The sequence below is a fragment of the Paenarthrobacter sp. NPDC056912 genome (genome assembly GCF_042786555.1).
Taxonomy (GTDB): Bacteria; Actinomycetota; Actinomycetes; order Actinomycetales; family Micrococcaceae; genus Arthrobacter.
This window is the reverse complement of sequence record NZ_JBHUCD010000028.1, coordinates 44,959-69,902: the sequence shown is the minus strand read 5'-3', so window position 1 is coordinate 69,902 and position 24,944 is coordinate 44,959. Positions and strand designations below refer to the sequence as shown.

Sequence of the window (24,944 nt, the reverse complement as noted above, 5' to 3'; positions counted from 1 at the left end):
CACCCGGACAGCACCCAACCCAAAGCGGCCCCCGACACGAAAGCCGGGAGCCGCTCACAACTGCCTCTTGACAACAGCTTCTACATATCAGTTGCTCGGTGAAGGTGACGGCGTAGCGCTTGGAGTAGCGCTGGGCGTCGCCGTCGTCTCAGGAGTCACGCCCAAGCGGGTTTCGGCTTCGATGGCCCTGCGGAGCGCGTCAGACAACTTGGTCTGCTGCGTTCCGTAGCCGGCGAAGTCTCCCTTGGCCAGAGCAGCTTGTCCGTCCTGGATGGCCTTGTTGGCGTCGTCCAGGGCGGCCTTGAGGTCCGCCTTTGCGTCAGTTGGTCCGACAGGCGGTGCTGTGGTGCCGGGCGGAGTGGTAGGTGTCTGACCGTTGTTGGCCGAGTCACCGGCCTTGGCTCCGGAGTTACCACCGAACAGCTGGTCAAGTGCCTCATCCAAAGTGGGCGCAAAACCGATCTTGTCGCCAAACGCCACTAGAACGCGCTGCAGCGTGGGGTACGACGTCTCACCGGTGGACTTCAAGTAGACAGGCTGGACGTAGAGCAGGCCTCCACCTACAGGCAAGGTCAACAAGTTGCCGTTCAAGACATCCGAGGCACCTTGGCGCAGCAGGTTAAGCGCCTGCGACACTGTGGGATCGGAGTTGAACTTGTTTTGTGCCTGACCGGGGCCCGGAACCTGGGTGTCCGTGGGCAGCTGCAAGAGCCTGAGCTTGCCGTAGCTGTCAGCCTTCACTCCCTTGACGTTCCCAGCGTCGGAGTCAGCTGCCAGGAAGCCATACAGGATGTTTCTTGCATTGCCGTTGACCGTCTGCGGAATGAAGGACGATGTCAGCTGGAACGCCGGCTTGTCCTGGTCAGGCATCTGGAGCGACATGTAGAACGGCGGCTGCTTGACGGCTTCCGAGACCGTTGGGTCGTTGGGAACGCTCCAGGCATCGTTGTTCTGGTAGAAGCTGTCAGGATCTGTTACGTGGTAACGGCCCAGCAGTTCGCGCTGGACCTTGAACAGGTCCTCCGGATACCGGACGTGGCTCATGAGATCGCCGGACATCTCGCTGTAGGGCTTGATGACCGTCGGGAAGACCTTCTGCCACGCCTTCAGGATCGGATCCTGGTCATCCCACGCGTACAGCGAAACAGAACCGTCGTAAGCGTCAACCGTGGCTTTTACCGAGTTCCGGATGTAATTGACCGAGCTGTTCGGCAACGCAACCGTCCGGCCAGCGCTGGTCTGGGAATCAACCGTCGCGTTTTGCAACTGCTGCGGCTGAGAGTACGGGAAATACTGGCTGGTGGTATAGCCATCAACGATCCACTTCACGCGGCCGTCCACAACAGCCGGGTAGGCGTTGCCATCAACGGTCAGGTACGGCGCAAGTTTCTCGACGCGTTCGCGGGGATTGCGGTCATAGAGGATCTGGGATTTCTCGTTGACGCCGTCCGACAAGAGCAAGTCTGATGACTGGAACTTGATGGAGTAGAGAATCCGGTTGAGCCAGTTCCCGACATTGGGACCGCCGTTGCCGTTGAACGTGTACTGGGTCTCGCCGCTGCCCTCGCGGCCGGCGGGACGGTCCTGCTCGCGGTGCGGCGCTCCCTCGGGTGCACCAACAATGGAATACTCGGGTGAGTTTTCTCCGAAGTAGATGCGTGGCTCATAAGTGGTGTCGTTGCCCAGAACACCATTGGAAGGGATGCCGGACTGGAGGAACTCGGGCTTGCCGTCAACGGTGAACTTATTACCCTTGGCCGCGACAACACCGTAGCCATGGGTATAGACGATGTGGCGGTTGACCCAGGTCTGCTGGTTCGCGCTAAGGCCATCCGGATTCAGCTCGCGGACTGCAATGACCGTGTCTTGGACCTTGCCGTCCACTGTGTACCGGTCAACATTCAGCGTCTGCGGGAACTGGTAGTACGGACGGTATTGCTCAAGCTGAGAGAACGCCGACGAAATGAGGTTCGGGTCCAGTAGTCGAATATTGGCGGCGGTCTGTGCGTCCTTTGCCAAGGCACCGCTGGTAGCGGTGGTGGTGGCGTTGTACGCCGACACGTCGATCTTGTCCAGACCATAGGCTGCGCGCGTCATCTCGATGTTGCGGTCGATGAACTCCCTTTCCAGGGTGTTTTCCGAAGGCCGCACCTGGAACTGCTGGATCACCCAGGGGTAGACACCGCCCGCCAGGATGGCGGTGATAACCAGCATTGCTGTGCCAATCACCGGGAGGCGCCAGCGTCCAATGACAGCGGCAATGATGAACAGGATAGCGACCAAGCCAGCGGCAACGGCCAGGATGGCCTTGGTGGGCACCACGGCATTGACGTCCGTGTAAAGTGCACCGGCCCAGCGGCCCGAAGCGCTCTGCACAGTGGTGTATCTGTCCAGCCAGAAGTTGATGCCCAGCAGGAGAAGGAAGAACGCGCCCGTCACGGCGATGTGGATCTGCGCCGCCCGGCTCGTGAAGATGCCGCGCTCCATGAGGCGGATGCTGCCATACAGGTAGTGCGTCAGAATGCCGGCAATACCGGCCACAATGGCGATGCTGATCAGGAACCCTGTGACGAATCCCAGGAAAGGAAGCGACATCAGGTAGAAGCTGATGTCGAGGTTGAACAACGGATCAGTCTGGCCGAATGGCTCCTGGTTGAAGAACAGGAGGGCCTTTTGCCACTGGCTTGCGGCGGCGCTGCCTGCGAAGAGCCCGAACAGGATCGGCAGGCCGATCATGACCACGCGGCGAACGGGCTCAAGCTGCGCCTGGTAGCGGTTGAGGTTGTCCCGCGACTCGGCGTCAGGAGCATAGACAGGTCGCGAGTGGTACGCGATCCGGATGGCGAAGAAAACGGCTGCGAACATCATGGCGAAACCGACCAGGAAAGTGATGATCCTTGCCAGGTTTTCTCGAACATAGACTTCGAAGAAGCCAAGTTGCTGGTACCAGAGGACGTCAGTCCACACATTGGCGAAGAAAATGAAACCTACGACGGCCACTGCAACGACGATCAGCGTCGGCGTCAGGGCACCTCGTCTCAGCGGCGATCTTCCGGGCGGGTTGGAGCTGGCGGGACGGGACAAACTCTGTACCTCATTGGTGGTCGTCAATTAACAGTCGGTGTGCGCGTGCTTGACATCCCCAGCCGTTGGAACCATGGCAGAGTCCGTCATATATGCCACGAGTGGCAGTGGAGCTAAGTTCCACCGCCAGTCTAGTTGTTGGTGCAGGTGGGAAGGCCCGCCGTGTCTTGTCCCGACCCGAGCCGTTCCACAGCTGACTTGGCGTCGGCGAGTGTTTCGACTTTGACGACCTGTAATCCGTCCGGAACATGACCTACGACGTCGGCGCAGTTGGCGGCCGGCGCAAGGAACATGGTGGCGCCTTGCTGCCTGGCCCCGATCATCTTCTGCGCGATGCCACCAATCGCTCCCACTGCACCATCAGGAGTAATGGTGCCTGTGCCGGCCACGTGTTTTCCGCCAGTGAGATCACCGGGCGTCAGGTTGTCCATGATGCCCAATGCGAACATCATGCCGGCGCTGGGTCCCCCCACGTTGTTGAGGGAAATACTGACATCGAACGGGAAAGTGAAGTCGCTGGCCAGCAGCACGCCCAGGACGTAGCGGTCTGCCTGGTTTTTGGTGGGAGTCACCGTTTCACTTACTTCGGTGCCGTTCCTCTCCACGACCACAACTGCCGGCGCACCAGCACCTGCGGCCAGTTCGGTCTGAACAACTCCCATGGACGTGATGGCCTTGCCGTTGATGGACTTCAGGAGGTCACCTTCCTGGATCTTCCCCGAAGACGGTGAAGGATCCGACAGTCCGGCGACAGTCAGCCGCTGCTCAAACGGAATATCCAGTTGCCGCAACGCTGCCGCAACGGCATTCTCCTGGGATGTCTCCATGGCAATCTCGCCCTGTTGAACCGTTTCCTCGGCTGTAGTGCCTTTGGGATAAATGAGTTCTTCGGGATAGATGGCTTTGGAGCTGTCCAGCCAGGCCCGGAAAATATCGAAAATAGTGGCCGGACTCTTCGGGCCACCCGTCATCACAACGGTAGTCAGGTCCAAGTTGCCGTTGGCCGGAAAGGACTCCCGACCGGAAATGCTGATGACTGGCTTGTCGCCGTCCTTGCCCAAGGTATTGAAAGTGGGGCCGGCTGACTCCACAACATAGGGAACCGGCAGGGCGGCTGCACCAATGCCCAGGCCCAGGGCCAGGAGCCCCGAGATCACCATGATCATGTACCGGACGTCGCGGGCAGGTGCCGGAGTCACTGAGGAGGGATCGGCGTCGGGCGTTTGACGCTGGTCCGACGAGCCCTCGGGGCTGGGAGAAGTAAGCATTGAGGCCTCTCTATGCCGGCGTTTTGGTGATGGGTACCGGGGCTCCCCGCCGGCGGCGACGACGGGCACATACCAAACATCCACACTACGCGGTCCGGGGTCGTGGGACCGCTTTGCCTACAGCGAACGACACCGCGTCCAGGCAGACAGTATTCGGGCTGCGCGGTACGGTGAAAGTGATCACCAGCCAGTTCGACGATCGGCGGCACCATGACTTCCAACCCGAACAACCCGTCAAACGACGACGAGACCCCCAAGGATCCGCTGGCCGAAATGCTGCAGAACCTGATGGGTGGACAGGGGCTGGGCAACATCGATCCTGCCGAGCTGGCCAAGGCAGCGGGACTGCCCAACGACCCCCAGCTTCTTCAGCAGATGTTCTCGCAGGTCCAAGCCATGATGAGTTCCACCTCTGAAGGCCCCGTGAACTGGCAGCTTGCCCATGAGAACGCCCGGCGGGTTGCTGCGGCCGGTACTGATCCGTCGGTAAATGCCCAGCAGTCCAGGGAAATCGACGAAGCACTCCGGCTCGCCGAGCTCTGGCTGGATCCGGTCACCGACCTCTCCGCAACAGGCTTGATTGGCCGTGCATGGTCACGCGCCGAGTGGGTCGAGGCAACGCTTGGCACGTGGAAGCGCCTGACCGAACCGGTGGCAAACAGCATCGCGAACGCCCTGTCCGACGCCCTGACGCAACAGATGCCCGAAGAGATGAAATCCATGATGGGCGGCGCCTCGTCGATGCTGCAGAACATGGGCGGAGCCATCTTTGGAATGCAATTGGGACAGGCAATCGGTGCACTGTCGGCAGAAGTAGTCAGCTCCACGGATATCGGCGTCCCCCTGGCAGACCTCGAGATGGCATTGCTCCCGGCCAACGTAGCCAAGTTCGGTGAGGGCCTCAGTCTCCCCGAAAATGAGGTCCGGCTATTCCTCGCGGTCCGTGAAGCTGCCCATGCCCGGCTGTTCGTCCAGGTTCCCTGGTTGCGCGGACACCTCCTTGGCGCCATTGAGGCCTACGCCCGCGGCATCCACATCGACATGTCCCGCATCGAGGACTTGGCACGTGATCTTGACCCCAGCAATCCTGAGGGAATCCAGGAAGCACTATCCCAGGGAGTATTCACTCCGGAACGAACCCCGGTGCAAACGGCCGCCCTGGAGAAACTCGAAACCGCCCTTGCACTTGTCGAAGGCTGGGTGGACGAGCTGACCGCGGAAGCCACCGCAAACGTGCTGCCCTCCGCGACAGCCCTTCGCGAGACGGTTCGCCGTCGTCGGGCCACCGGTGGGCCCGCCGAACACGCGTTTTCCTCACTGGTAGGCCTGGAACTGCGTCCACGCAGGCTTAGGGAGGCGGCCACATTGTGGGCCACGTTGAAGGAAGAACGCGGAATTGCAGGGCGCGACGCGATCTGGCACCACCCGGACCTCCTGCCCACCGGAGAGGACCTCGACGATCCCAAGGGCTTCTCCGAACGGCGCCGGCTTGCCGAGGCCAGCGACAGTGAAGTTGATGACGCATTGCAGAAGCTGCTCAGCGGGGGTTACGAAACCACCGACGACACCGAGACAGCGGAAGGTTCGGCGGCGAACGAACCCGGGTCAGACGACGATCCGGAATCCGGCGAGACAGATCCTCAGTCCCCCGCCAAGTAGCCTTCCCCGTCCAGTGACAAGCAGCAGTGGCCGCCATGACATGACATGGCGGCCACTGCTGTCTTAGTCCCTTGCTGCCGAAGGACCCTCAGGTTGATCGTCGGGGCCGGAATCTCCCGTGAGACCCCGTGACGAAGCAAAAGCCACGCCTTCCAAGAAAGCCTTGGCGCGCTGGGTTTCCGGGTAGCCCTCAACCAGGCGCCAGAAATCGGCGGTGTGTCCAGCCACCAGCAGGTGCGCGAGTTCGTGGACAAGAACGTAGTCAACCACCCATTGCGGCATCGGCTGAAGCTTGTTCGAAAGCCTGATGCTGCCGTCCGCCGGAGTGGCCGAACCCCACCGCGAGTTCTGGTTGCTGACCCATCGGACCGACGTCGGTACTGCCCGCCCGCCCAGATACGTCCGGGAAAGGTGCATTGCGTGTTCCGACAGGGCGGCATCGGAGGCAGGGCGCCGCCGGCCTTGTCCTCGGCCACGCTCGCCTTGCTTCTTGAGCTTGGCCAGCATGCGGCTGACCCATTCCCGTTCCTGGGATTTGGTGAAGCTGGCCGGGATGGCGACAACCGCCTTCCCGTCTTCCCAGAACGCTGCCACGGTCCTTCGCCGCCTGCTCGAACGGCGCACCACCACTGGAGCGCCGTCGTCGGTAACCTGGGGAATGCCGGCATCAACGGCAGGTGGGCGGCCCATCAGAGCTCGGTGCTTTCAGCAAGAACGGCGAGAACAGCCTCGCCGTAGCGCTCCAGTTTGGACGGGCCAACTCCGGGCAAGTCCTTCAACGCTTCCAGGGAATCCGGTTTGGCTTCGGCAATGGCCGTCAGGGTGGCGTTCGTGAAAACGACATAGGCCGGCACATCTGCGGCTTTGGCTTCATCCACCCGCCATTGCCGCAAGGCCTCGAAAGTCTGTTCCTCGTAAGTAGGGGGGCATTGGTTGCAGCGCCCGACCTTGCGCTCGGCTCCGCTGCCGAGCATGCTCCCGCAAACCCGGCACGACGCCGGTGCGGCGGCTTGGCGCCTCGTGGAACCTGGTTTGCTGCGGGCACTGGCCGACGCCACCGAATTGGGCCGGAGTCCGTCAAGGAACCGGGACGGCTTGCGGTTGGCCCTGCCACCCGGCGTGCGGGCGGTGGACCACGAGAGATTCAAGTGTTCCCGCGCCCGGGTGATTCCCACGTAGAGCAACCGGCGTTCCTCATCAACGTCTTCGGGGGTGTCGGCAAACGAAATCGGCATAAGGCCTTCGCTGAGGCCAACCAGGAATACGGCATCCCATTCAAGGCCCTTCGCGGCGTGAAGCGAGGCGAGTGTCACGCCTTGGACCGTGGGGGCGTGCTGCGCCACCGAACGTTCCTGGAGTTCGTTGACGAATTCAGCCAACGTGAAGGACTCCCCCCGGCTGACGGCGAGTTCATCGGCCAAAGCCACCAACGCAGCCAAGGATTCCCACCGCTCGCGAAGGGCTCCACCACTGTGCGGCGCGGATTCGCTGTAGCCCAGCGATGCGACGATGTCCCGCACGATTTGCCCCAAGGATTCCTGCGGACCCTCAGCGACGGCCCGGGTTGCAGCCCGAAGCTGCAGTATGGCGTCACGGACTTCCTTGCGTGCAAAGAACCGTTCGCCGCCCCGGAGCTGGTAACCGATCCCGGCTGAGGCCAGGGCTTGCTCGTAAGCCTCGGACTGACCATTGGTGCGGAACAGGATAGCGATCTCGCTGGCTTTGACGCCGGTGTCCAGCAACTCTTGGATTCTGCCCGCGACAACGGCTGCCTCGGCCTCGTCATCCGGGCACTCCATGAACCGTGGTTCCGGTCCCACAGGCCTTTGGGCAACGAGCTTAAGGGGCGTCGCCCACGCGGCGTCGGCCACGGGGCCGCCGCTTCGCCGCGACCCTAGAAGGTCGTTTGCCAGCTTCACGACCTGCGGTGTGGATCGGTAGTCACGAATGAGCTTTACCACTGACGCGGCCGGGAACTGCTTCTTGAAGCCCAGCAGGTGCTTGGGCGATGCGCCCGTAAACGAGTAAATAGTCTGGCTGGCATCGCCCACCACGCACAGCTCATCCCTGCCGCCGAGCCACAGATCCAGTAGCCGCTGCTGCAGCGGGGAGACGTCCTGGTACTCGTCCACCACGAAATGGCGGTACTGCTCACGGACTGTTGCTGCTACTTTCGGGTCTTCCTGGAGGATGCCCACCGTTATCAGGAGGACGTCTTCAAAGTCGATGAGGTTGCGGTCGGTCTTGATGTCCTCATACGCCTGGAATACCCGGGATACTGCCGTGAGATCGAATCCTCCGGGACTCCCCCTGTCTTGGGCATTCTCCGAGTAATTTGCTGGCGTCAGCATGGAGACCTTGGCCCATTCGATCTCCGCAGCCAGGTCCCTGATAATTGCCCGGTCCGTTTTGAGGAGAAGCCGGCGGGAGGCTTCCGCGATCATATTCGCTTTGTGGTCCAGGAGACTGGGCAACGTGCCGCCGATGGCCTGGGGCCAGAAGAATTGCAACTGCCTCAGGGCTGCTGCGTGGAATGTACGGGCTTGAACGTTGGCTACGCCGAGGTCCCGGAGCCTGCTCCGCATTTCTGCCGCTGCCCGGGCTGTAAAAGTCACGGCAAGCAACCGTTGCGGACTGTAGACGCCGGAGTGAACCCCATATGCGATGCGGTGGGTGATGGCGCGGGTTTTTCCTGTGCCCGCGCCGGCGAGCACGCACATTGGACCGGTCAGGGAACTGGCTACTTCGCGCTGCTCGTCATCCAAGCCACCGAGGATGCGCTCTTCGAGTGAGCCGCCGGCGTCGAAAATGTCTGTCGTCACGGCTGGAGGTCTTCGATGACGCCGCCGTACCAGTGTTCAATCAGCGAACGCGCAATGGACAGGCGTGTGGAAATGGTGATCTCGCCATTCAGCACGGCTTCCTGCAGCTCTTCGCGGCTGAACCACCGCGCCCTGGTGACCTCAACGCCGTCGGGCCGTGCAACGGCGTCGTCCGTCGTGGCGGTGAACCCCAGCATGAGCGAGGCGGGGAACGGCCATGACTGCGAACCAAGATACTGGCACGCCTTCACGTGGACGCCAACTTCCTCCCCTATTTCGCGAACCACTGCTTGCTCCAGCGACTCACCGGGTTCGACGAATCCTGCGAGCGTGGAATAGTTCCTGGCGTCGGCGGGTCCGCCGCCGCCCAAAAGGAGCCGGCCGTCAGGTCCGACCACCGTGACGATGATCGCCGGATCCGTCCGCGGGTAGTGCTCGGAATTGTCTTTGGGACAACGCCGAACCCAGCCTCCCGCCTCAACATTGGTGGGGGTTCCGCACTGCGGGCAATGAGTGTGCGTGGCATGCCAGTTGGAGATTGCGCTGGCTTCGATGAACAAAGCGGTGTCGTTGGCGTCTAGGCGCCCGGCGACTTCCCGGAAACCGGCCCATTCAGCGTGCGGGGGGACGGCAGCGGTACCAAGAACAGCAGGATCAACAACAGTGAAAAGCAGCACGGCTGTGCCCTCCGGCAAGGACGAAGGTCCCAGCGTGGTTCCCAAGTAGATGGCAGCAGCTTCCGTGCCCGTCCCGTCGAGGGCCTGCCATAACTGCGAAGCGTCGCCAAACCACAGCCCCTCAGCCGTCACCAGCGCCTTGCGTTTGGATACAACCATGGCCTTGGCGGTTCCGGAGGCAACGAGGTCATCCACCATGCCCGGCTTCATGCGTACCCCTGAGCCGCGATCCACCATGGCAGGGCGCACTGGAAGAACAGTGTCCATCAAGTGGTTGGCCAGCGCCGGCGACTCCGTATAACTCATGTATCTACCGTACTGACTCGTACCGACAAAAAACATTTGGAACGGTGGTGCCTTGTGGACACCTGCCCTTGGAGGTGCTTTAGTGGCCACTTCTGCGTTGTTTTGCTGCGGATCTGGAGACTCGCCGCACTGCATCATGGCCACAGCCGCCAGTCAATCTACCGTGGGAGACGTGAGAAGAACACCGCTCGAACTGGCCGCTGTAGCAACTGCGGCGGTGCCTGGCCTGGCGCCGACGGCTACAGCCTTTTCCCCCGATGACGACGCCGACTTCGACTCGGCGTTGCTTCTCGATGCCGAAGGCAAACGCTGGCGGGTCCGTTCGCCGCGCCATCCCGAAGCCAGTACGCGGCTGGAAACCGAATTCATGGTCCTGCGGGCCTTCGCCCCTGCCATCCGAGCCGAGCTGCCGTTCCACGTGCCCACCATCGCCGGTACCGTCCGGCAAGGTGCCCTCACCACGTTTGTCTACGCCCATCTCCAGGGCTCAACACTGTCAATCGAGGAGCTTTCTGCGGGCAGTCCAGCCCTCGCGAAGGAAATCGGCGCGGCTTTGGCGGCCATCCACGACCTCCCACTGACTCTCGTCACTAACGCTGACCTCCCCAGCTACTCCGCGAACGAATTCCGGCAGCGAAAGCTCAACGAACTCGACCAGGCGGCCACCACCGGAAAGATTCCCGCAACCCTGCTGCGACGCTGGGAACACGCGCTCGAAGACGTCGCACTCTGGCGGTTCAACACCTCTGTGGTTCACGGCGATCTCCACGAGGACAACCTGATGGTCCTGGACGACTCCGTGACGGCCTTGACCGGGTGGACCGATCTCCGGATCGGCGATCCCGCCGACGACTTCGCCTGGCTGGTGGCGTCGAACGAAGCCTCCTTCGTTGAGGCGGTCCTCACTCACTACACCCAGGCTCGCCGCGAAACACCGGACGCACACTTGCTACGGCGGGCCGCTCTCCTGGCGGAGTTCGCTTTGGCCCAATACTTGGTCAAGGCCATGGCCGCCGGCCACCAAAGCATGACTGCGGAGGCAGAATCCATGCTTCAAACCCTTGCTGACGACATCGAGGAGCAGGCACGGAGGGAAGAAGAAGCCGCGCAAGCAGCGGAAGTCGAGGCTGCCGGCATTATTTCTGCCGAGGACGCGGAAGCCGCTTTCCAGCAGCCGCCAGTCAGTGTGGAGGCAATACCCGACGCCGAACCTTCAGTATCGGTGGCCACCATCCCGAACGCCGCGCCGCCTGCCACGTCATCACCTGACGCCAAGGCTGAACCCCACGCGGCCGCGGGCGCTGTGGACGCGGAAGGCAACCACCACGCCGATGGCAGCGAGTCCGATGCTGCTTTGGCTCCTGACGACACGTCAACCGCCGCCATCAACGTGGTTAATGTGACACCGCTGCACACAGCAGAGCGGTCCTAGTCTCCTAGTCCTGGTTCTCCAGCGCCCGTGCAACGATCTGCTCGAGGTCCTCGGCGCTGCCGAGGTCGTGCGGACGCACCAAGGAGTCGTCCGCCACGTAGTAGAACGCTGCGCTGACGTCTTCGAGGGGCACTCCTTTCAGGCGTGCCCAGGCGAGGCGGTAAACGGCCAACTGCACGGCCCGCGTAGCCAGTTGCTTACCTGCGGGTCGTCGTCCGGTCTTCCAGTCAATGAGCTGCCATCGGTCGTCGGCATCGCGGAACACGGCGTCGATGCGCCCGCGGACAACGACATCGCCAATCCGGGTTTCCACAGGCACTTCGACGAAGACCGGTGCACGCTGGGACCACTCCGATTGCTTGAAGGCGGCCACCATGTCATCCAGGCCATAGGCCTCATCAATGTGAGCATCCGAACCCGGCGCTTCGTCGAGGTCAAGCATGCCGGTGGTCCCGTAGAATTCCTCCACCCACGCATGGAATGCTGTGCCTTTTCGGGCCGAGATTCCGGGTTCCCGGGGCACAGGACGGCGAAGCTGGGACAGGACTGCGGCAGCGTCAGCGCCCAGGTCCACAAAAAGCGACGCCGAGATGTGGCTCGGCAAGTGGACGTCCTGGATGGTCTTACGCTGGCGTTGGCGATCGAGCAGGAGCCCGGCTTCCTGCGACCACCGCCCCGCTGTCCCCCTCAACTCCTCCAGCGGCAAGTCATGGGCGGAGTTCCCGAGGTATTCAAGGACCAAATCTGCGGCCCGGTCCATCGCGACCCGCCTGCCGGGCACGAGCCTGAGACGGGCCCCGGTCCGAGGGTCCGAAGGCCCTTCAAGGGGATCATAGGGGAATTGCGCTACCTCGAGCGTTGTGGTTAGTGGGCTAACATCCGGCAAGGACTCCTCGGCGACGGAGTCCGCGTGAACCACCGCACTGGCCGCTTCCCGGCGATCCCCTACATCGTCCAGCCCTGCAAGCGGTGCCAACTCAGAGAGAAAGGCCGACATTTCGGCTATACCTGAGCGGGAGCCGTTCCAGGCGGCGCTGGAGACCCACAAGACGAACTTTGCCCGCGTGTAGGCCACGTAGGCCAATCTTCTCTCCTCGGCCTCGCCATGATGCTGGACCTCGGACTTGAAGTCCTTCTCCGCGTCCAACCAGCCTTTTTGGTCGGGCTGGTCGAGATCCCACTGGGGAAGGTCAGCGCGGTCACCCCTCAATGGCCACGGTAACGCCGCGGCTCCACTGCTCCACCGTGAATCCCTGGTGCTGGGGAACGAGCCGGCATTGAGGCCAGGGACGAAGACAACGTCCCATTCCAATCCCTTGGAGGCATGGACAGTCAACAACTGGACTGCCTCCCGGTTGGTTTCAACAGGAGCTATGTCCAGGCCACCCTCTTCGGAGGCCGCAGCCTCCAACCACGACAAGAAGGCAAGCAAGTCGATGCGCTGCGAGGTCTGCAGGAATCCGGCCGCGGCGTCCTGGAATGCATCCAGGTTGCGCCGGGCCTGGTGGATGCTGATTCCAGGTTTGGCTGCTACCTCGATGTCCAACAGCATTGCCCGCTCGACTTCTCCGAGGAGAGTAGTGAGGTCGTCACCGATGTAGCTGCGAAGATACCGAAGTTCCGTGCCGAGCTTGGCGAGCCGTTCCATTGCTGCGGGGCTCAAGCTCCGGCCGTGGCCCGAAGTCCACCCGGGCCTCGGCAGGAAATCGAGGGCCTCTACAAGGCTCGCGGCATCGGTGATGTCGCTTTCCACCACCACTGATGCGGGGTCCTCGTTGGCGTCCACGGCATCAGAATGAGAGTCCGGAGCTGAGCGTCGGCGCGCAAGGAAACGGGACCAGTCGCTGAATGCCATCAGGTCGGCGGGGCCGATGCGCCAACGCGCTCCCGCCAAGAGCCTCATCAAGGCATCGGACCGGCCTGGATCGGCAAGAACCCGCAGCGTGGACACAAGGTCTACGATCTCCGGCGTATCCAGCAAACCTCCCAGCCCGACGATCTCGTAGGCGATACCTTGCACCTCAAATTCGCGGCGTAGGCATTCCATTTGGGCACGCCGACGGCACAGGACTGCCATGGTGGGCCGTACGGGCGAACCATCTTTTTCTTCCTCGAAGACCGTACGCCGGTATCGCCGAATATCCCTGGCGATCACGGCGGCCTCATCCTCATCGGTGCCGAAGCGCCCGATCACCACCTTTCCGTCCACAGCCGCCGGGCTCGGGACCAATGCAGGGACGGAGACCTTCTTGGGCGTGCTTCTCTCCCCCGCCGGCCCATCAGAAACGGCTGCCTTGTTCAACGGTGCGGCGATGGTATTGGCGGCCCCAAGGATATTCCTCCCGTTGCGCCATGCAGTGGTCAGGTATGAGGTAGGAGCAACGGAAAAGGCCTCCTGCCCCGTACCGGGATCCGGCCGGCGAACCGGGAACTCCTGCACGAAATGGAAGAGTTGCCCGGCCGAGGCACCTCTGAACCCGTAAATCGACTGGTTGGGATCCCCCACGGCGGTGACCGCATGTCCTCCGCCGAAGAGCCGGGAGAACAGGACAAGCTGAGCGTGGGACGTGTCCTGGAATTCATCAAGGAGAACCACCTTGTAGCGGGCACGCTCCGTGGAGGCGGCAAGGGGAATGTCACTGGCAATCCGGGCAGCGAGAGCCACCAGGTCGCCGAAATCGAGAACGCCGCGTTGGCGCTTGGCGTCCTGGTACCGCACAACCATGTCGGCCACGCTGGCCCGGGTTCTCAGCATTGCTGCCAAATCCCCCGCGGCCTGGGTGGGATTCTTCTTGGCACCGGCAACATAGGGAAGCTGCTCAAAGGCCTCAACACGCTCCAACACCCAGTCCCGTACGGCGCCGGGATCCTGAAGATGCTCAGCACACTCGCCGGCCAACTGAATGACGGCGTTTACCAGCGTGGACTTGGCCGCAGTGAAATGCTCGTAGTCGCCGTCGTAGGCCTCCACGACTTCACTCGCCAACTGCCACGATTGCGCGCCACCGAGCAGAACGACGTCTCGTTCGATGCCCAACCGCAAGCCATAATCCGACACGATGCCACTGGCGTAGGAATGGTAGGTGGATACCTTGGGTTCGAGGTCGTCAGCGCCCAGGAGTCCTTCCGGGAAACCGATGCTGCCGTCGTCATCAGCGGCTATTCGCTGGAGGGTTGCCAGCTTGGACCGGATTCGGCTGGCCAGTTCGCCCGCGGCTTTGCGGGTGAAGGTCACGCCAAGCACTTCTTCGGGCCGCACCAAACCATTGGCCACGAGCCACACGACGCGATCGGCCATGGTGGCGGTCTTGCCGGAGCCAGCTCCCGCGATCACCAGGCGCGGCGTGAGGGACGAGGCGATGATGTCCGCCTGTTCGGATGTGGGGTGGTTCTTCTCGCCAAGAATGTCTGCCAGTTGAGACGGGGAGAACCGTGGTTCAGGGACACCTGCCGCGCCAAAGGCACCGGAGAGTCCGGCTGCATGGCCGTCCAGTAGCTCAGTTGTCATTCGGTGACCTGCTTTCCTCTTGCGCACAGCGGGCAAACATCCGGAAGGCGGCAGCCATGACCGCCGTGTCCTCCCTTGCTGGGATCGTGTCGGGCTTCGAACTCCGCCCCCGCCATCAAGACCGCTGCCTCGTTGACCAAGACCTCGGCCCAGTTGTCATCAGGGTCCAGTGGCTCCTGCTGCTGCACGCCAGGACTCTTGGTCTTGGTCCCGAGTTGGGCCAGCACGGCGCCGCCGGGCGCGGCGCCACTGGACGCTCCGGCGAGCGATCCGGCGTCGCGCGCTTCCGCCGCTGTTCCTGCGTCGTGGAAGGCGCCTTTGAGAACGGCCGCCTGGTAGGCACCCAGTTGGGGGTGCCTGGCTACCTCCGCCTTGCCGGGCTGGCGCTTTCCGGTTTTGAGATCGACAATCACGAGGCGGCCTTCGGGATCAATCTCCAAACGGTCCACCTGTCCTCGAAGGATCGCGTGACGTGCAGGTGCGGCGCCCGCTGCTTCGGATGCACCCGGGGTGTCAGCTTCCAGGGCAACGTCAGGGAGGCTGACCTCGAAGTCCTGCTCCACCGCCACCAGGCTCCGGCCCTCGCTGCGCATCAGCAACACATACTGGGCCAACTTACGCACCATGAGCTCAGCGCGCTGGAAATCGAGCTTTCCTTCCCAGTTGTCCTTCATGCCCAACGTAGGCCAGCGGCGGACGAGTTCGGCTACATACTCCGCACCGGAGGCCTCGGGCAACTCCTGGGCAATGCCGTGAACCAGGGTGCCAAGGCTGCGTGCGAAATCGGTGGCAGCTTCCCCTCCCGCGGCTTGGACAAACCAATCGAGAGGGGACTTGTGGACAGCCTCAACCTTGGATGGTGAGACAGACACCGTACCTCCCGCCGGCACCACTGGCTCCTCGGAGCTCAACGACGCCAAACCCCACCAGGTGTCCGGGTGCGCACCGGCAACCGGCGGTTCAACGCTTGCCAGCTTGGCCAGTATCCGTGCAGCCTCCCGTGCCGGGCCGCCGACGCCGGCGTCAGGATCCTGCGACTGCGCGTGCTGCCTCAGTTCAGCTACGAGGGCCCGGAGAGTCATGGGGCGGTCCACTGGGGTGTAGTCCCGCCGAAACTCCCCCGCGGGCAACGGAGCCGCGTAATCCAAGAAGGCTGAAGGCTGTTCGTCCTCTGACGACACAGCCGTGCAAATCAGGACTTCGCGGGCACGTGAGACGGCCGTGGAGAAACTCCTAAGTTCGTCGTAACGGATATCGCGCAGCCGGCTCATGGGGCCTCGCCGGAGGGCGTGCTCCACTCCGTGTTCAACGGCGTCTGCATACAAGGTGCTGCCCAGGAGCTCCCCGCGCAGGCGGGTGTTGGGCCACACACCTTCCTGGAGACCAGCCACGATAACGACGGGCCATTCACGCCCGGCGGCGCTGGCCGGCGTCATGATCTCAACGCACGCTTCCAGCTGTGCCCGCGCGGCGAGGGTATCCATGGGCAGCTCCTGGTTCAGCAAGTAGTCCAGGAATTGCTCCGGACCGGAACCCGGCAATTGGTCGACAAAGCGTTCGGCCGTGTGGAACAACGCCATCATGGCGTCGAGGTCACGGTCCGCACGGGCACCGGCCGTCCCGCCTTCGAGGGCCAATTCTGCCCAGCGGCCAGACAACCCAGTGGCCTGCCACAGCGCCCACAGCACCGATTCAGCATTGGCACCCGGTTCGGCTGAAGCCGTGGCACCGGCCGCGAACATATGGGCCAGGCGGCGGGCAGAACCGGCCTCGATCCCCAGAGAAGCCAGCGCTCCCGGTTGAAGCAGCGACTCGACCAGCAGGGAGTCGCTGGACCGGCCGCCGCCGCCCAGGAGCTCTTCGCGGCGCAGTGACTGGCGGAGCCTGCGCAATTCGATTGCTGTTGCTCCGCCAATACGTGAGGTCAACAGGGAAACCGCAGTTTCAGGGGTCAGCCGTGCGGGATCTAGAACGATAGCGAACGCTTCAAGCAAAGGACGCACAGCAACCTCGTCCCGGACTGCCGAATCCGCCACCGGAACGCGCACCGGAATGCCTTGGCCTGCGAGGTAGCGCTGAACCTGGGAAATTTGGCCTCCGTTGCGGACGATGACGGCAATCTCGCTGAACTCCCGCCCGTCCCGGAGCTGTGCTTCCAGGATGCGCTGGGCGACGTATCGCATTTCATGAACGGCGGAAGGCAGGATATGGCCTTCCACCCTCCCTTCAGCGGCCGGTTCCGGCTCGCTTGCCGACGGAACCGGCACTGACGGTTGTTCAAGGCGCCGGGCAAGCTGGCCGCCTGAACGTTGCGAAATACGGGCTGCAACCCGCGTCCAGGCTTCAGCCACCTCGGGCGCGTGGCGGTGGGTCACCCACAGGGGGCATTCCCGAACCGACTGCCGAACACCGCCCACAAGGGACGGCAACTCCGCCACAAGATCCGGGCGGGCACCGCGGAAACCTTGCACTACAGTATCCGGCGAGTACGTCACCACAACGTCCTTGCCTTCGGCCACATCGGCCAAAAGCTCGAACACTGCCGGATTCGATTCCTGGGCGTCGTCCACAAGGATGAGCTGGAGGCGCTCACGTTCTGCGGCAAGGAAGGCGGGGGAATCCTGGAAGATCTGCCGGGCGGTGGTGATGATACCGGCGGGATCAAAAGCCTCCGGCATGCGCAGGTCCAGGACATCCCGGTACTCCGTGTAGAGCTCCGCCGCCGCCATCCAGTCAGGCCGCCCACATTCGTAGGCCAGGCCGACCAGGTCCTCGGCAGTGCGACCGGACTCAATGATGCGGTCAAACAATTGCCGGATTTCATGGCGGAAGCCGCGCGTGGGAAGAGCAGCGGCGAGGTCTTCCGGCCACGGCAACTGAAAACCGGAGCGGGAATGGCCCTCAAGCAACTCCTTGATGATGAGGTCCTGCTCCGGTCCCGACAGGAGCTTCGGGGGCCGCGGCAGCGGCAGTACACCTTCTGCCTTGGCGCGTCGGATGACATCAAAAGCGTATGAGGCCCAGGTGCGGGCCGGCGTCGTACTGAGGCTCCTGTCCAGCCGCCCGGTGAAAGTGTCACGCAACGCGGCCGCGGCATGGCGGCCCGGGGCGAGTATCAGAATCCGCTCGGGGTCAACTCCGTCCTCACGGACCCTCCGGACCGCGGATTCCACGAGGACCGTGGACTTTCCGGTTCCGGGACCGCCGGGGACGAGTACTGGGCCGCTCCCCTGCCGCAAGGACACTACTGCCTGCTGGTCCGAAGACAGGCCAGGTGCCATGAAATGGGTCTCGCGGGGCGGAAGAAGGCGAAGAGCTGCCGGCGCTTGGCGGGATTTGGTGAGAGTCGCGGTCACACAGTCATTTCATCATCGGGTACCGACAAAATATGGAGTTGACGCTCCAACTGGTCCGAGATCACATCAAGTTGGTCAAAATCCGCTTCGGAGGGTGCCCACCGTGCCGCGGTCAGGTCCACACGCCACCTGCCTTCGCCCGTCCTCAGGAATGCCTGGTAGGCGCCATGAAGGGGGGTGGACTCCTCCAGATAATGCCGCAGGGCATCGGCCTCGTGGCCAGGAGGTGCGTCGCCGCTGGCCCTCAGGACACGCCACCAGGCGACCGAGCTGCCGTAGTGGCTCATAACCGCGCCCACTTGCCTGGGCCCACCCGCTCCCAGAAGTTCTGCGACGTCCCCATAGGAGACCGCGGCGCCGGACGGAACGAGGTCCACGACGGCCAATACTGCCGTCACATATTCCATCCGCATGTGTTCAGCGTAACGGCAGGAGTGTCGCGCCCAATAGTGTCAGGGGCAGCCGGTAGCGTGAACGCATGAGCTCCTGGAACACCCTCTCCCGCGCCGCGTTCGACCTCGAGACCACCGGGAAGAACTCGCGGTCGGCACGAATCGTCACTGCCTCCATCACAGTGGTGGATGCCCACGGCGAGTTGATCGCGGAACATGAGTGGCTGGCCGACCCCGGCGTCGAGATTCCTTTGGAAGCCAGCGAAGTACACGGTGTAACCACCGAAAAGGCCCGCGCCGAGGGGCGGCCCGCGGCCGAGGTCACCCGCGAAGTCGCCGGGGTTCTGCAGGGACTGTTCGACGACGGCACTCCGGTCATTGCTTTCAACGCAAGCTACGATTTCACCGTTTTGGCAGCCGAGTCCGCACGGTACGGAGTTCCCCAGCTGAGCCGCTTCCCGGTGTTGGATCCGTACGTCATGAACAAGCAGGTGGACCGGTACCGCAAGGGCAAACGTACGCTGACCGCGCTGTGCGAGGAATACGGCATCGACCTGAACAACGCGCACACGTCCGCTGCGGATGCTTTGGCAACACTTCGCGTGCTGGACGCCATGGCGGGTAAATTTCCCAAGTTGCACATGCCTGCCTCAAAGCTCCATCATTTGCAGGTGGACTGGGCTGCCTCCCAGGCCGCCGACTTCCAGCAGTATCTCCGGCGCAGCAAGCCCACCGCCGTTATTGAGGGCGATTGGCCGGTCCTGCCGCCAGAGGACGCCAGCCGGGGAGGCTTCTAGGCAAGGGTTCGCCCGTAGGTTACGATCTGCGACGCAAGTCACAATAAATCCGGGAACCCTCCGGAGGCAAAGGTGCGCGCTGGGATTCCATCTGCGCCGTGACTATCGGAATGGACCGTTGATGTTTGGCCTTTTGGCTGCAACTTTGTTCGGAAAAATTGAGCCACAGCAATCACTTATTCGATTCACGGTGCCTTAGTGGGCTGGTGACATAATTAAGTTTGGCGGGTTGAACTCTGCTAAGGCAGTCGACCTTCGCTTGCTGCCACCTTCCCCGCCCACCGCGAAACGTCTCTGTGACCCGATGAAAGTGATTTCTTCATGAAATTCAAAGCCCTCAAGTGGTTCTCTGCCGCCCCTGTGGCCGCAGCCCTGGTGATTTCCCTGGCAGCCTGCGGCGGAGGAACCTCCGAACCCAGCGGCTCCCCCACTGACGCCCTCGCCGGCAGCGACCAGCAGACGCTGGACAAGTTCACCACCGCCGACGTCACACCGCTGGACAAGATCGACAAGTCCAAGCTTGGTCTCGTTACCGACGGCACCCTCCGCGTGGGCACCCTTTCGGATGCACCGCCGAACATCTTCATCGATCCTTCCGGCAAGTTCACCGGCTACGACAACGAACTCCTGCGTGCCATTGGCGACAAGCTCGGCCTGAAGGTGGAGTTCGCTTCCACGGACTTCTCTGCCCTCCTGTCCCAGGTTGCGAACAAGCAGTTCGACGTCGGATCCTCCTCGATCTCCACCACTGACGCCCGCCGCAAGACCGTTGGCTTCACCAACGGCTACGACTTCGGCTACATGGCTGTTGTGACCAAGAACGACGCCAAGGTCACCGGATTCGCCGACCTCAAGGAAGGCCTGCGCATCGGCGTTGTCCAGGGTACGGTCCAGGATGACTACGTCACCAACACGCTGAAGATCGAACCCGTCCGTTTCCCTGACTACAACACGGTCTACGGCAACGTGAAGAACGGCCAGATCGACGCTTGGGTTGCTCCCTCCCAGCAGGCCGACGGCCAGGTCAAGGAAGGCGACGGCACCAAGATCGCCGAGAAGGTCGTCAACACGCAGAACTTCACCGCCTACGCTGTGAACAAGGACAACCAGCCGCTGATCGACGCCCTGAACTCGGGCCTTGACGCCGTAATCGCAGACGGCACCTGGAGCAAGCTGACTGCCGAGTGGTACAAAGACCGTCCGACGCCGGCCGAGCAGACCCCGCAGGGCTGGACCCCGGGCAGCAAGGCCGTCCAAGTTCCCGCAAAGTAGCCCGGACGTTCCATGGATATCCTCAATCAACTCGCCCAGACCTTCTTTGACTGGGAGGCAATGGGCGAAGTCATCCCCAAAATGTTCGCGGTCGGCCTGCCGAACACCCTGATCCTGGCTGTCACCTCCGGCATTATCGGGACGGCAATCGGCATGCTGCTTGCCCTGATGGGGATCTCCCGGAACGCGGCCGCGCGGTGGATTGCACGCGTCTACACGGACATCCTGCGTGGTCTTCCACCTGTGCTGACCATCCTGGTGATCGGGTTCGGTTTCGGACCCATCATTCGTGAACTGACAGGCTCCACGAGCCCGTACCCGATGGCCATCGCGGCCTTGTCCTTGATGTCCGGCGCTTACATCGGCGAGATCTTCCGTTCCGGCATCCAGAGCGTGGACAAGGGACAACTCGAAGCCACACGTGCTTTGGGTTTCAGCTACGGCTCGTCCATGCGCCTTGTGGTGGTACCCCAGGGCATCCGTCGAGTCCTCCCGGCGTTGGTGAACCAGTTCATCGCATTGATCAAGGAATCGTCTTTGGTCTTCATGCTTGGCCTGCTCGCATCGGAGCGTGAGATCTTCCAGATCGGCAAGGATGCCGCAGCCAACAGCGGCAACCTGTCGCCGTACGTTGCTGCAGCAATCTTCTATCTGGCACTGACCATCCCGCTCACGCACTTCGTGAACTGGATCGATGCCCGCATGCGTTCCGGGCGCCCGGAAAAGAAGGAACCGGACGAGGCTGCTGCCGTCGTTGGAAAAGGAGCCCAGGCATGAGTGAATTCGCTTCAGGAACATTGACGGCGAAGAACATCCATTTGTCGTTCGGCAGCAACCATGTGTTGCGGGGCATCGACCTTCACGTCGAGAAGGGCACTACGGCATCCGTGATCGGTCCTTCCGGTTCGGGTAAGTCAACCCTTCTGCGCGTGATGAACCGGCTCATTGAGCCGGACCAGGGTGACATCCTGCTCGATGGCCGTTCAGTCCTCAAGGACAATCCCGACGAACTACGCCGACGGATCGGCATGGTCTTCCAGCAGTTCAACCTGTTCCCGCACAAGACCGTCGCGGAGAACATCTCCCTTGCGCTGCGCAAGCTCCGCGGCATGTCCAAGGACCAGGCGAGGGATGAAGCTTTGGCCCAGTTGGACCTGGTTGGCCTGAAGCAGAAGGCAGATGCGCGGCCGGCCAACCTTTCCGGTGGCCAGCAGCAGCGTGTGGCAATTGCCCGGGCTCTGGCCATGAAGCCTGAAGTCATGTTCTTCGACGAAGCCACGTCCGCACTCGACCCGGAGCTCGTCAAGGGTGTCCTCGCCCTGATGACGGACCTCGCCCAAGGCGGCATGACAATGGTGGTGGTGACCCATGAAATGGGATTCTCACGCAACGTCTCGGACGTCGTGACCTTCATGGACGCCGGCGTGGTGGTGGAGTCCGGTCCGCCGGAGCAAGTGTTCAACAACCCGCAGACGGAGCGCCTCCAAGGCTTCCTCTCGGACGTTCTCTGACAGGGACGTTCTCTGACAGAACGGCACCAGCCAAGGACTAACCACAGCTCAATACAGCAGGCCCCGCTCGTCGCGACCCTCACCATCACAGTGAAGATCACCACGAGCGGGGTTTCCTGTATCCCTTTCCTTGCAGGCCGTGCGGATTCCCTAGGGGCCGGCTTTGACCTTGAGGACGGTCAGGGCCGCGGCATCGACTCTTGCCCGAAATGCCGGATCTCCTTGTGCCTTCCGGACTACTGCCTGGTGCATGGCAGGGATGCTCGCCGGATCAGCACACACCAGCATGGTTCCCCCTGCAGCAAAGAAGTTCAACGCCCGCTCGCCATCTGTCCACGGTTCCAATTGCCCTGCGCTGCACAGGTCGTCCGACAAGATAATCCCCTTGAAGCCGGCGTCACCCCTGAGCATCGTGTCCATCACTACGGGCGAGAAGGGGGCGATGTTGGCTGGATCAATCCGATCGTAGTAGGCGTTGGAGACCATGACCCACTGCGCGCCATTCTTGATGGCGGCATGGAAAGGTTCCAAATTCGGATCGTTGCGGGTGGTGGCAGTGTCCCGCACGTTGCTGGTGACATCAGTGTTGGGCACAACCCGTCCGAGGCCCGGGAAGTGTTTCACTACCGGGGCGACCCCCGCGTCCTTCATCCCGTCGGCGAAGGCGTTTCCCAGCGAAGACACCTGACTTGGCGTATATCCGTACTCGCGCTGAAAGTGTCCGATCGGGGCGTTCGACGGCGCGAACTCAGGGCTTGTTACAGTGTCCAGGACCGGAGCAAGGTTGACGTTCACCCCCGCGGTTCGAAGTTCCTTGCCCCACACAGCAGCGTCGGCGCGGAGTTTGACCGGACCGGCCCCTGCCTGCACCAGTGCGGTGGGAATCGTGGAGAAACCGGGCCCCGACAGTACCTGAACGTAACCACCTTCCTGGTCAGTGGCCACAAAGAGGGGAAGTCCGCCGGTCGTGGCGGCCGAGACCGTGCCCGTGGCTGAGCTGACAACTGCAGCAGTGGCGGCAGTTCCCGCCTGGCTTCGTCCGCTGAGGTAGATGTTCCCTGTGTGGTACTTCTTCAAGGCTTCCATCGTGGCTGGCTCCGCCCCAGTGGCCTTGGCCGCGACCATGAACAGCTGCCCGACCCGCTGTTCGAGACTCAGCGCGGCGAGTTCTCGCTCGGCTGCTGTGGGTGGATTGCTCGATGGAGCCGGGGACGGAGGCACGGAAGGCGTGGGCGCCTGCGTTGTTGCCGGCGGCGACGACGATGAGCTGGTACTTGATGGGAAGGATGACATCCCCGACGACGTAGGCCCCGCAGAGCTTGGACCGGCGGCTCCGCTACCGCTTGAGCAGCCTGACGCGACGGCGACAAGCACTCCAGCGGTCGCGATGCTCGCCGTGAGGGATGCAAATGTCTGGGTCTTGCGCATGGTAAACCGTTAATTCGTTGGGGCTGGGTTTCCTCTACGAGCCTACCCCCTGGAGACATGGCAATGCCCCGGACGGTTGCTCCTGCAACGGTCCGGGGCACAGGCGGAACTATGCCGTTGCGGCAGCCGCCGCTTTCGCGGCCGCCGGGAGGGCTTCGATGATTCGGTTCATCGCGGCGTCGTCGTGGGCCGCGGACAGGAACCAGGCTTCGAAGACAGACGGTGGCAGGTAGACCCCGGAGTCCAGCATCGAGTGGAAGAAGGGGGCGTAACGGAAGGTTTCCTGGCCCTGGGCGTCGTCGTAGTTGTGCACGCCGTGGGCTGAAGTTCCGAACGCTGCCGAGAACAGGTTTCCGGCGCGCTGGATGGAGTGATCCACTCCTTCAGCGTCAAAGGCAGAGGAAAGCGCAGCCGACAATTCCAGCGAGCGGGCATCGACGTAGGCGTAGACTTCCGGGGTTGCATGAGTCAGCGTGGCGACACCTGCGGCCATGGCCACAGGGTTTCCCGACAATGTGCCGGCCTGGTACACCGGTCCAACGGGCGCGAGGTAGTCCATGACGTCGGCACGTCCGCCAAGGGCCGCCGTCGGCATTCCGCCGCCAATGACCTTACCGAAGGTCAGCAGGTCAGGTACCCAGCCTTCCTGGCGGCCGGTGAGGCCCCAGTAGCCTGCGTAGCCGGTACGGAAACCGGTGAGGACTTCGTCAAGGATCAGGAGCGCGCCGTGCTCCTTGGTGATGCGGGAGAGTCCGGCGTTGAAACCCTCCCCCGGGGTTACGACTCCCATGTTGGCCGGCGCTGCCTCAGTGATCACGGCCGCGATGTTGCTGCCGTGAGTGCCGAAGGCGGCCTCGACAGCAGCGAGATCGTTGTACGGCAACACCAAAGTTTCAGCCGCTGTTGCGGCGGTGACTCCGGCGGATCCCGGAAGGGCCAGCGTCGCCACCCCTGAACCAGCAGCGGCCAGCAGCCCGTCCAGATGGCCGTGGTAGCAGCCGGCGAACTTGATGATGAGGTTGCGGCCGGTGAAGCCGCGGGCCAGCCGGACCGCCGTCATGGTGGCTTCGGTACCGGTGGAGACCATGCGGAGTCGTTCCACCGCGGACACGCGCTCCTTGACGATCGCTGCCAGATTGGCCTCGTCCGGAGTTGAAGCACCGAACGACAGGCCTCGGTCCACGGCGGCGTGCACGGCATCGAGGACAGCCGGGTGGGCGTGGCCCAGCAGGGCGGGACCCCACGAGCAGACAAGGTCGACGTATTCCTTGCCATCGGCGTCCGTGAGGTAGGCGCCCTTCGCCGAGACCATGAACTTCGGAGTGCCGCCCACAGAGCCAAAGGCCCGAACCGGCGAGTTGACTCCGCCAGGCATCAAGGACCGGGCGCGGTCGAACAGTTGGTCGGACACAGGGGTGTTTGAGGTCATGGT

The 24,944-nt window shown here is 62.8% G+C and carries 17 protein-coding genes; 7 read left to right on the top strand and 10 right to left on the bottom strand.

From position 1 onward, the window contains the following. Positions 1-87: 87 nt before the first annotated feature. Positions 88-3,084, bottom strand: coding sequence for a UPF0182 family protein (locus tag ACFRJ9_RS22430; protein ID WP_377672724.1), 2,997 nt, complete (start codon positions 3,082-3,084; stop codon positions 88-90). A gap of 131 nt (positions 3,085-3,215) precedes the next feature. After that, positions 3,216-4,352 (bottom strand): PDZ domain-containing protein, encoded by a 1,137-nt coding sequence (locus ACFRJ9_RS22425; RefSeq protein ID WP_377672719.1) that lies wholly within the window; start codon positions 4,350-4,352, stop codon positions 3,216-3,218. Between the two features lie 210 nt (positions 4,353-4,562). Here ACFRJ9_RS22425 and ACFRJ9_RS22420 point away from each other — a divergent pair, with 210 nt between their 5' ends. Next, complete coding sequence (locus ACFRJ9_RS22420; RefSeq protein WP_377672716.1) at positions 4,563-6,011, top strand: zinc-dependent metalloprotease; 1,449 nt, start codon at positions 4,563-4,565, stop codon at positions 6,009-6,011. A 63-nt stretch (positions 6,012-6,074) separates the two neighbouring features. Here the strand turns inward: ACFRJ9_RS22420 and ACFRJ9_RS22415 are convergent, their stop codons facing one another. Genes ACFRJ9_RS22415 through nudC form a run of 3 tightly spaced genes read right to left on the bottom strand, consistent with a single transcriptional unit; the run spans position 6,075 to position 9,816 of the window. Beyond that, positions 6,075-6,701 (bottom strand): M48 family metallopeptidase, encoded by a 627-nt coding sequence (locus ACFRJ9_RS22415; protein WP_377672713.1) that lies wholly within the window; start codon positions 6,699-6,701, stop codon positions 6,075-6,077. Continuing rightward, positions 6,701-8,833: an ATP-dependent DNA helicase UvrD2 gene (locus tag ACFRJ9_RS22410; RefSeq protein WP_377672710.1), complete on the bottom strand. Its 2,133-nt coding sequence runs from the start codon at positions 8,831-8,833 to the stop codon at positions 6,701-6,703. Before ACFRJ9_RS22410 ends, ACFRJ9_RS22415 begins: the two co-directional genes overlap by 1 nt. After that, on the bottom strand, positions 8,830-9,816 hold the full coding sequence (gene nudC / locus ACFRJ9_RS22405) for an NAD(+) diphosphatase (protein ID WP_377672708.1): 987 nt from the start codon (positions 9,814-9,816) through the stop codon (positions 8,830-8,832). Before nudC ends, ACFRJ9_RS22410 begins: the two co-directional genes overlap by 4 nt. 172 nt (positions 9,817-9,988) lie before the next feature. Here nudC and ACFRJ9_RS22400 point away from each other — a divergent pair, with 172 nt between their 5' ends. Then, positions 9,989-11,248 (top strand): macrolide 2'-phosphotransferase, encoded by a 1,260-nt coding sequence (locus ACFRJ9_RS22400; protein ID WP_377672706.1) that lies wholly within the window; start codon positions 9,989-9,991, stop codon positions 11,246-11,248. 4 nt (positions 11,249-11,252) lie between these two features. On the opposite strand, the gene ACFRJ9_RS22395 is transcribed toward ACFRJ9_RS22400, so the two are convergent. Genes ACFRJ9_RS22395 through ACFRJ9_RS22385 form a run of 3 tightly spaced genes read right to left on the bottom strand, consistent with a single transcriptional unit; the run spans position 11,253 to position 18,525 of the window. Then, positions 11,253-14,756 carry an ATP-dependent helicase gene (locus tag ACFRJ9_RS22395; RefSeq protein WP_377672703.1) on the bottom strand — a complete coding sequence of 1,168 codons (3,504 nt, stop codon included), beginning with the start codon at positions 14,754-14,756 and terminating at the stop codon, positions 11,253-11,255. Beyond that, positions 14,753-18,112, bottom strand: coding sequence for an ATP-dependent helicase (locus ACFRJ9_RS22390; protein ID WP_377672701.1), 3,360 nt, complete (start codon positions 18,110-18,112; stop codon positions 14,753-14,755). Before ACFRJ9_RS22390 ends, ACFRJ9_RS22395 begins: the two co-directional genes overlap by 4 nt. Beyond that, a complete protein-coding gene (locus ACFRJ9_RS22385) occupies positions 18,109-18,525 on the bottom strand; it encodes an MGMT family protein (RefSeq protein ID WP_377672699.1) in 417 nt (138 codons plus the stop codon). Before ACFRJ9_RS22385 ends, ACFRJ9_RS22390 begins: the two co-directional genes overlap by 4 nt. A gap of 65 nt (positions 18,526-18,590) precedes the next feature. Between ACFRJ9_RS22385 and ACFRJ9_RS22380 the strand changes: the two genes are divergently transcribed. From ACFRJ9_RS22380 to ACFRJ9_RS22365, 4 genes are all read left to right on the top strand, one after another. Continuing rightward, positions 18,591-19,301 (top strand): 3'-5' exonuclease, encoded by a 711-nt coding sequence (locus ACFRJ9_RS22380; protein ID WP_377672696.1) that lies wholly within the window; start codon positions 18,591-18,593, stop codon positions 19,299-19,301. Between the two features lie 321 nt (positions 19,302-19,622). Further along, positions 19,623-20,573 (top strand): ABC transporter substrate-binding protein, encoded by a 951-nt coding sequence (locus tag ACFRJ9_RS22375; protein ID WP_377672694.1) that lies wholly within the window; start codon positions 19,623-19,625, stop codon positions 20,571-20,573. Between the two features lie 12 nt (positions 20,574-20,585). Further along, positions 20,586-21,350 carry an amino acid ABC transporter permease gene (locus tag ACFRJ9_RS22370; RefSeq protein WP_377672691.1) on the top strand — a complete coding sequence of 255 codons (765 nt, stop codon included), beginning with the start codon at positions 20,586-20,588 and terminating at the stop codon, positions 21,348-21,350. Further along, entirely contained in the window at positions 21,347-22,084 is a 738-nt protein-coding gene (locus tag ACFRJ9_RS22365) for an amino acid ABC transporter ATP-binding protein (protein ID WP_377672689.1), read from the top strand. Before ACFRJ9_RS22370 ends, ACFRJ9_RS22365 begins: the two co-directional genes overlap by 4 nt. Positions 22,085-22,234: 150 nt before the next feature. Here ACFRJ9_RS22365 and ACFRJ9_RS22360 read toward each other — a convergent pair whose 3' ends face one another. Then, positions 22,235-23,209, bottom strand: a complete 975-nt coding sequence (locus tag ACFRJ9_RS22360) for a glycoside hydrolase family 3 N-terminal domain-containing protein (RefSeq protein WP_377672722.1) — start codon at positions 23,207-23,209, stop codon at positions 22,235-22,237. Between ACFRJ9_RS22360 and ACFRJ9_RS22355 the strand changes: the two genes are divergently transcribed. Further along, positions 23,172-23,525 (top strand): hypothetical protein, encoded by a 354-nt coding sequence (locus ACFRJ9_RS22355; RefSeq protein WP_377672727.1) that lies wholly within the window; start codon positions 23,172-23,174, stop codon positions 23,523-23,525. The genes ACFRJ9_RS22360 and ACFRJ9_RS22355 overlap by 38 nt on opposite strands. 96 nt (positions 23,526-23,621) lie before the next feature. Here ACFRJ9_RS22355 and hemL read toward each other — a convergent pair whose 3' ends face one another. Next, complete coding sequence (gene hemL / locus ACFRJ9_RS22350) at positions 23,622-24,941, bottom strand: glutamate-1-semialdehyde 2,1-aminomutase (protein WP_377672687.1); 1,320 nt, start codon at positions 24,939-24,941, stop codon at positions 23,622-23,624. Between the last annotated feature and the right edge of the window lie 3 nt (positions 24,942-24,944).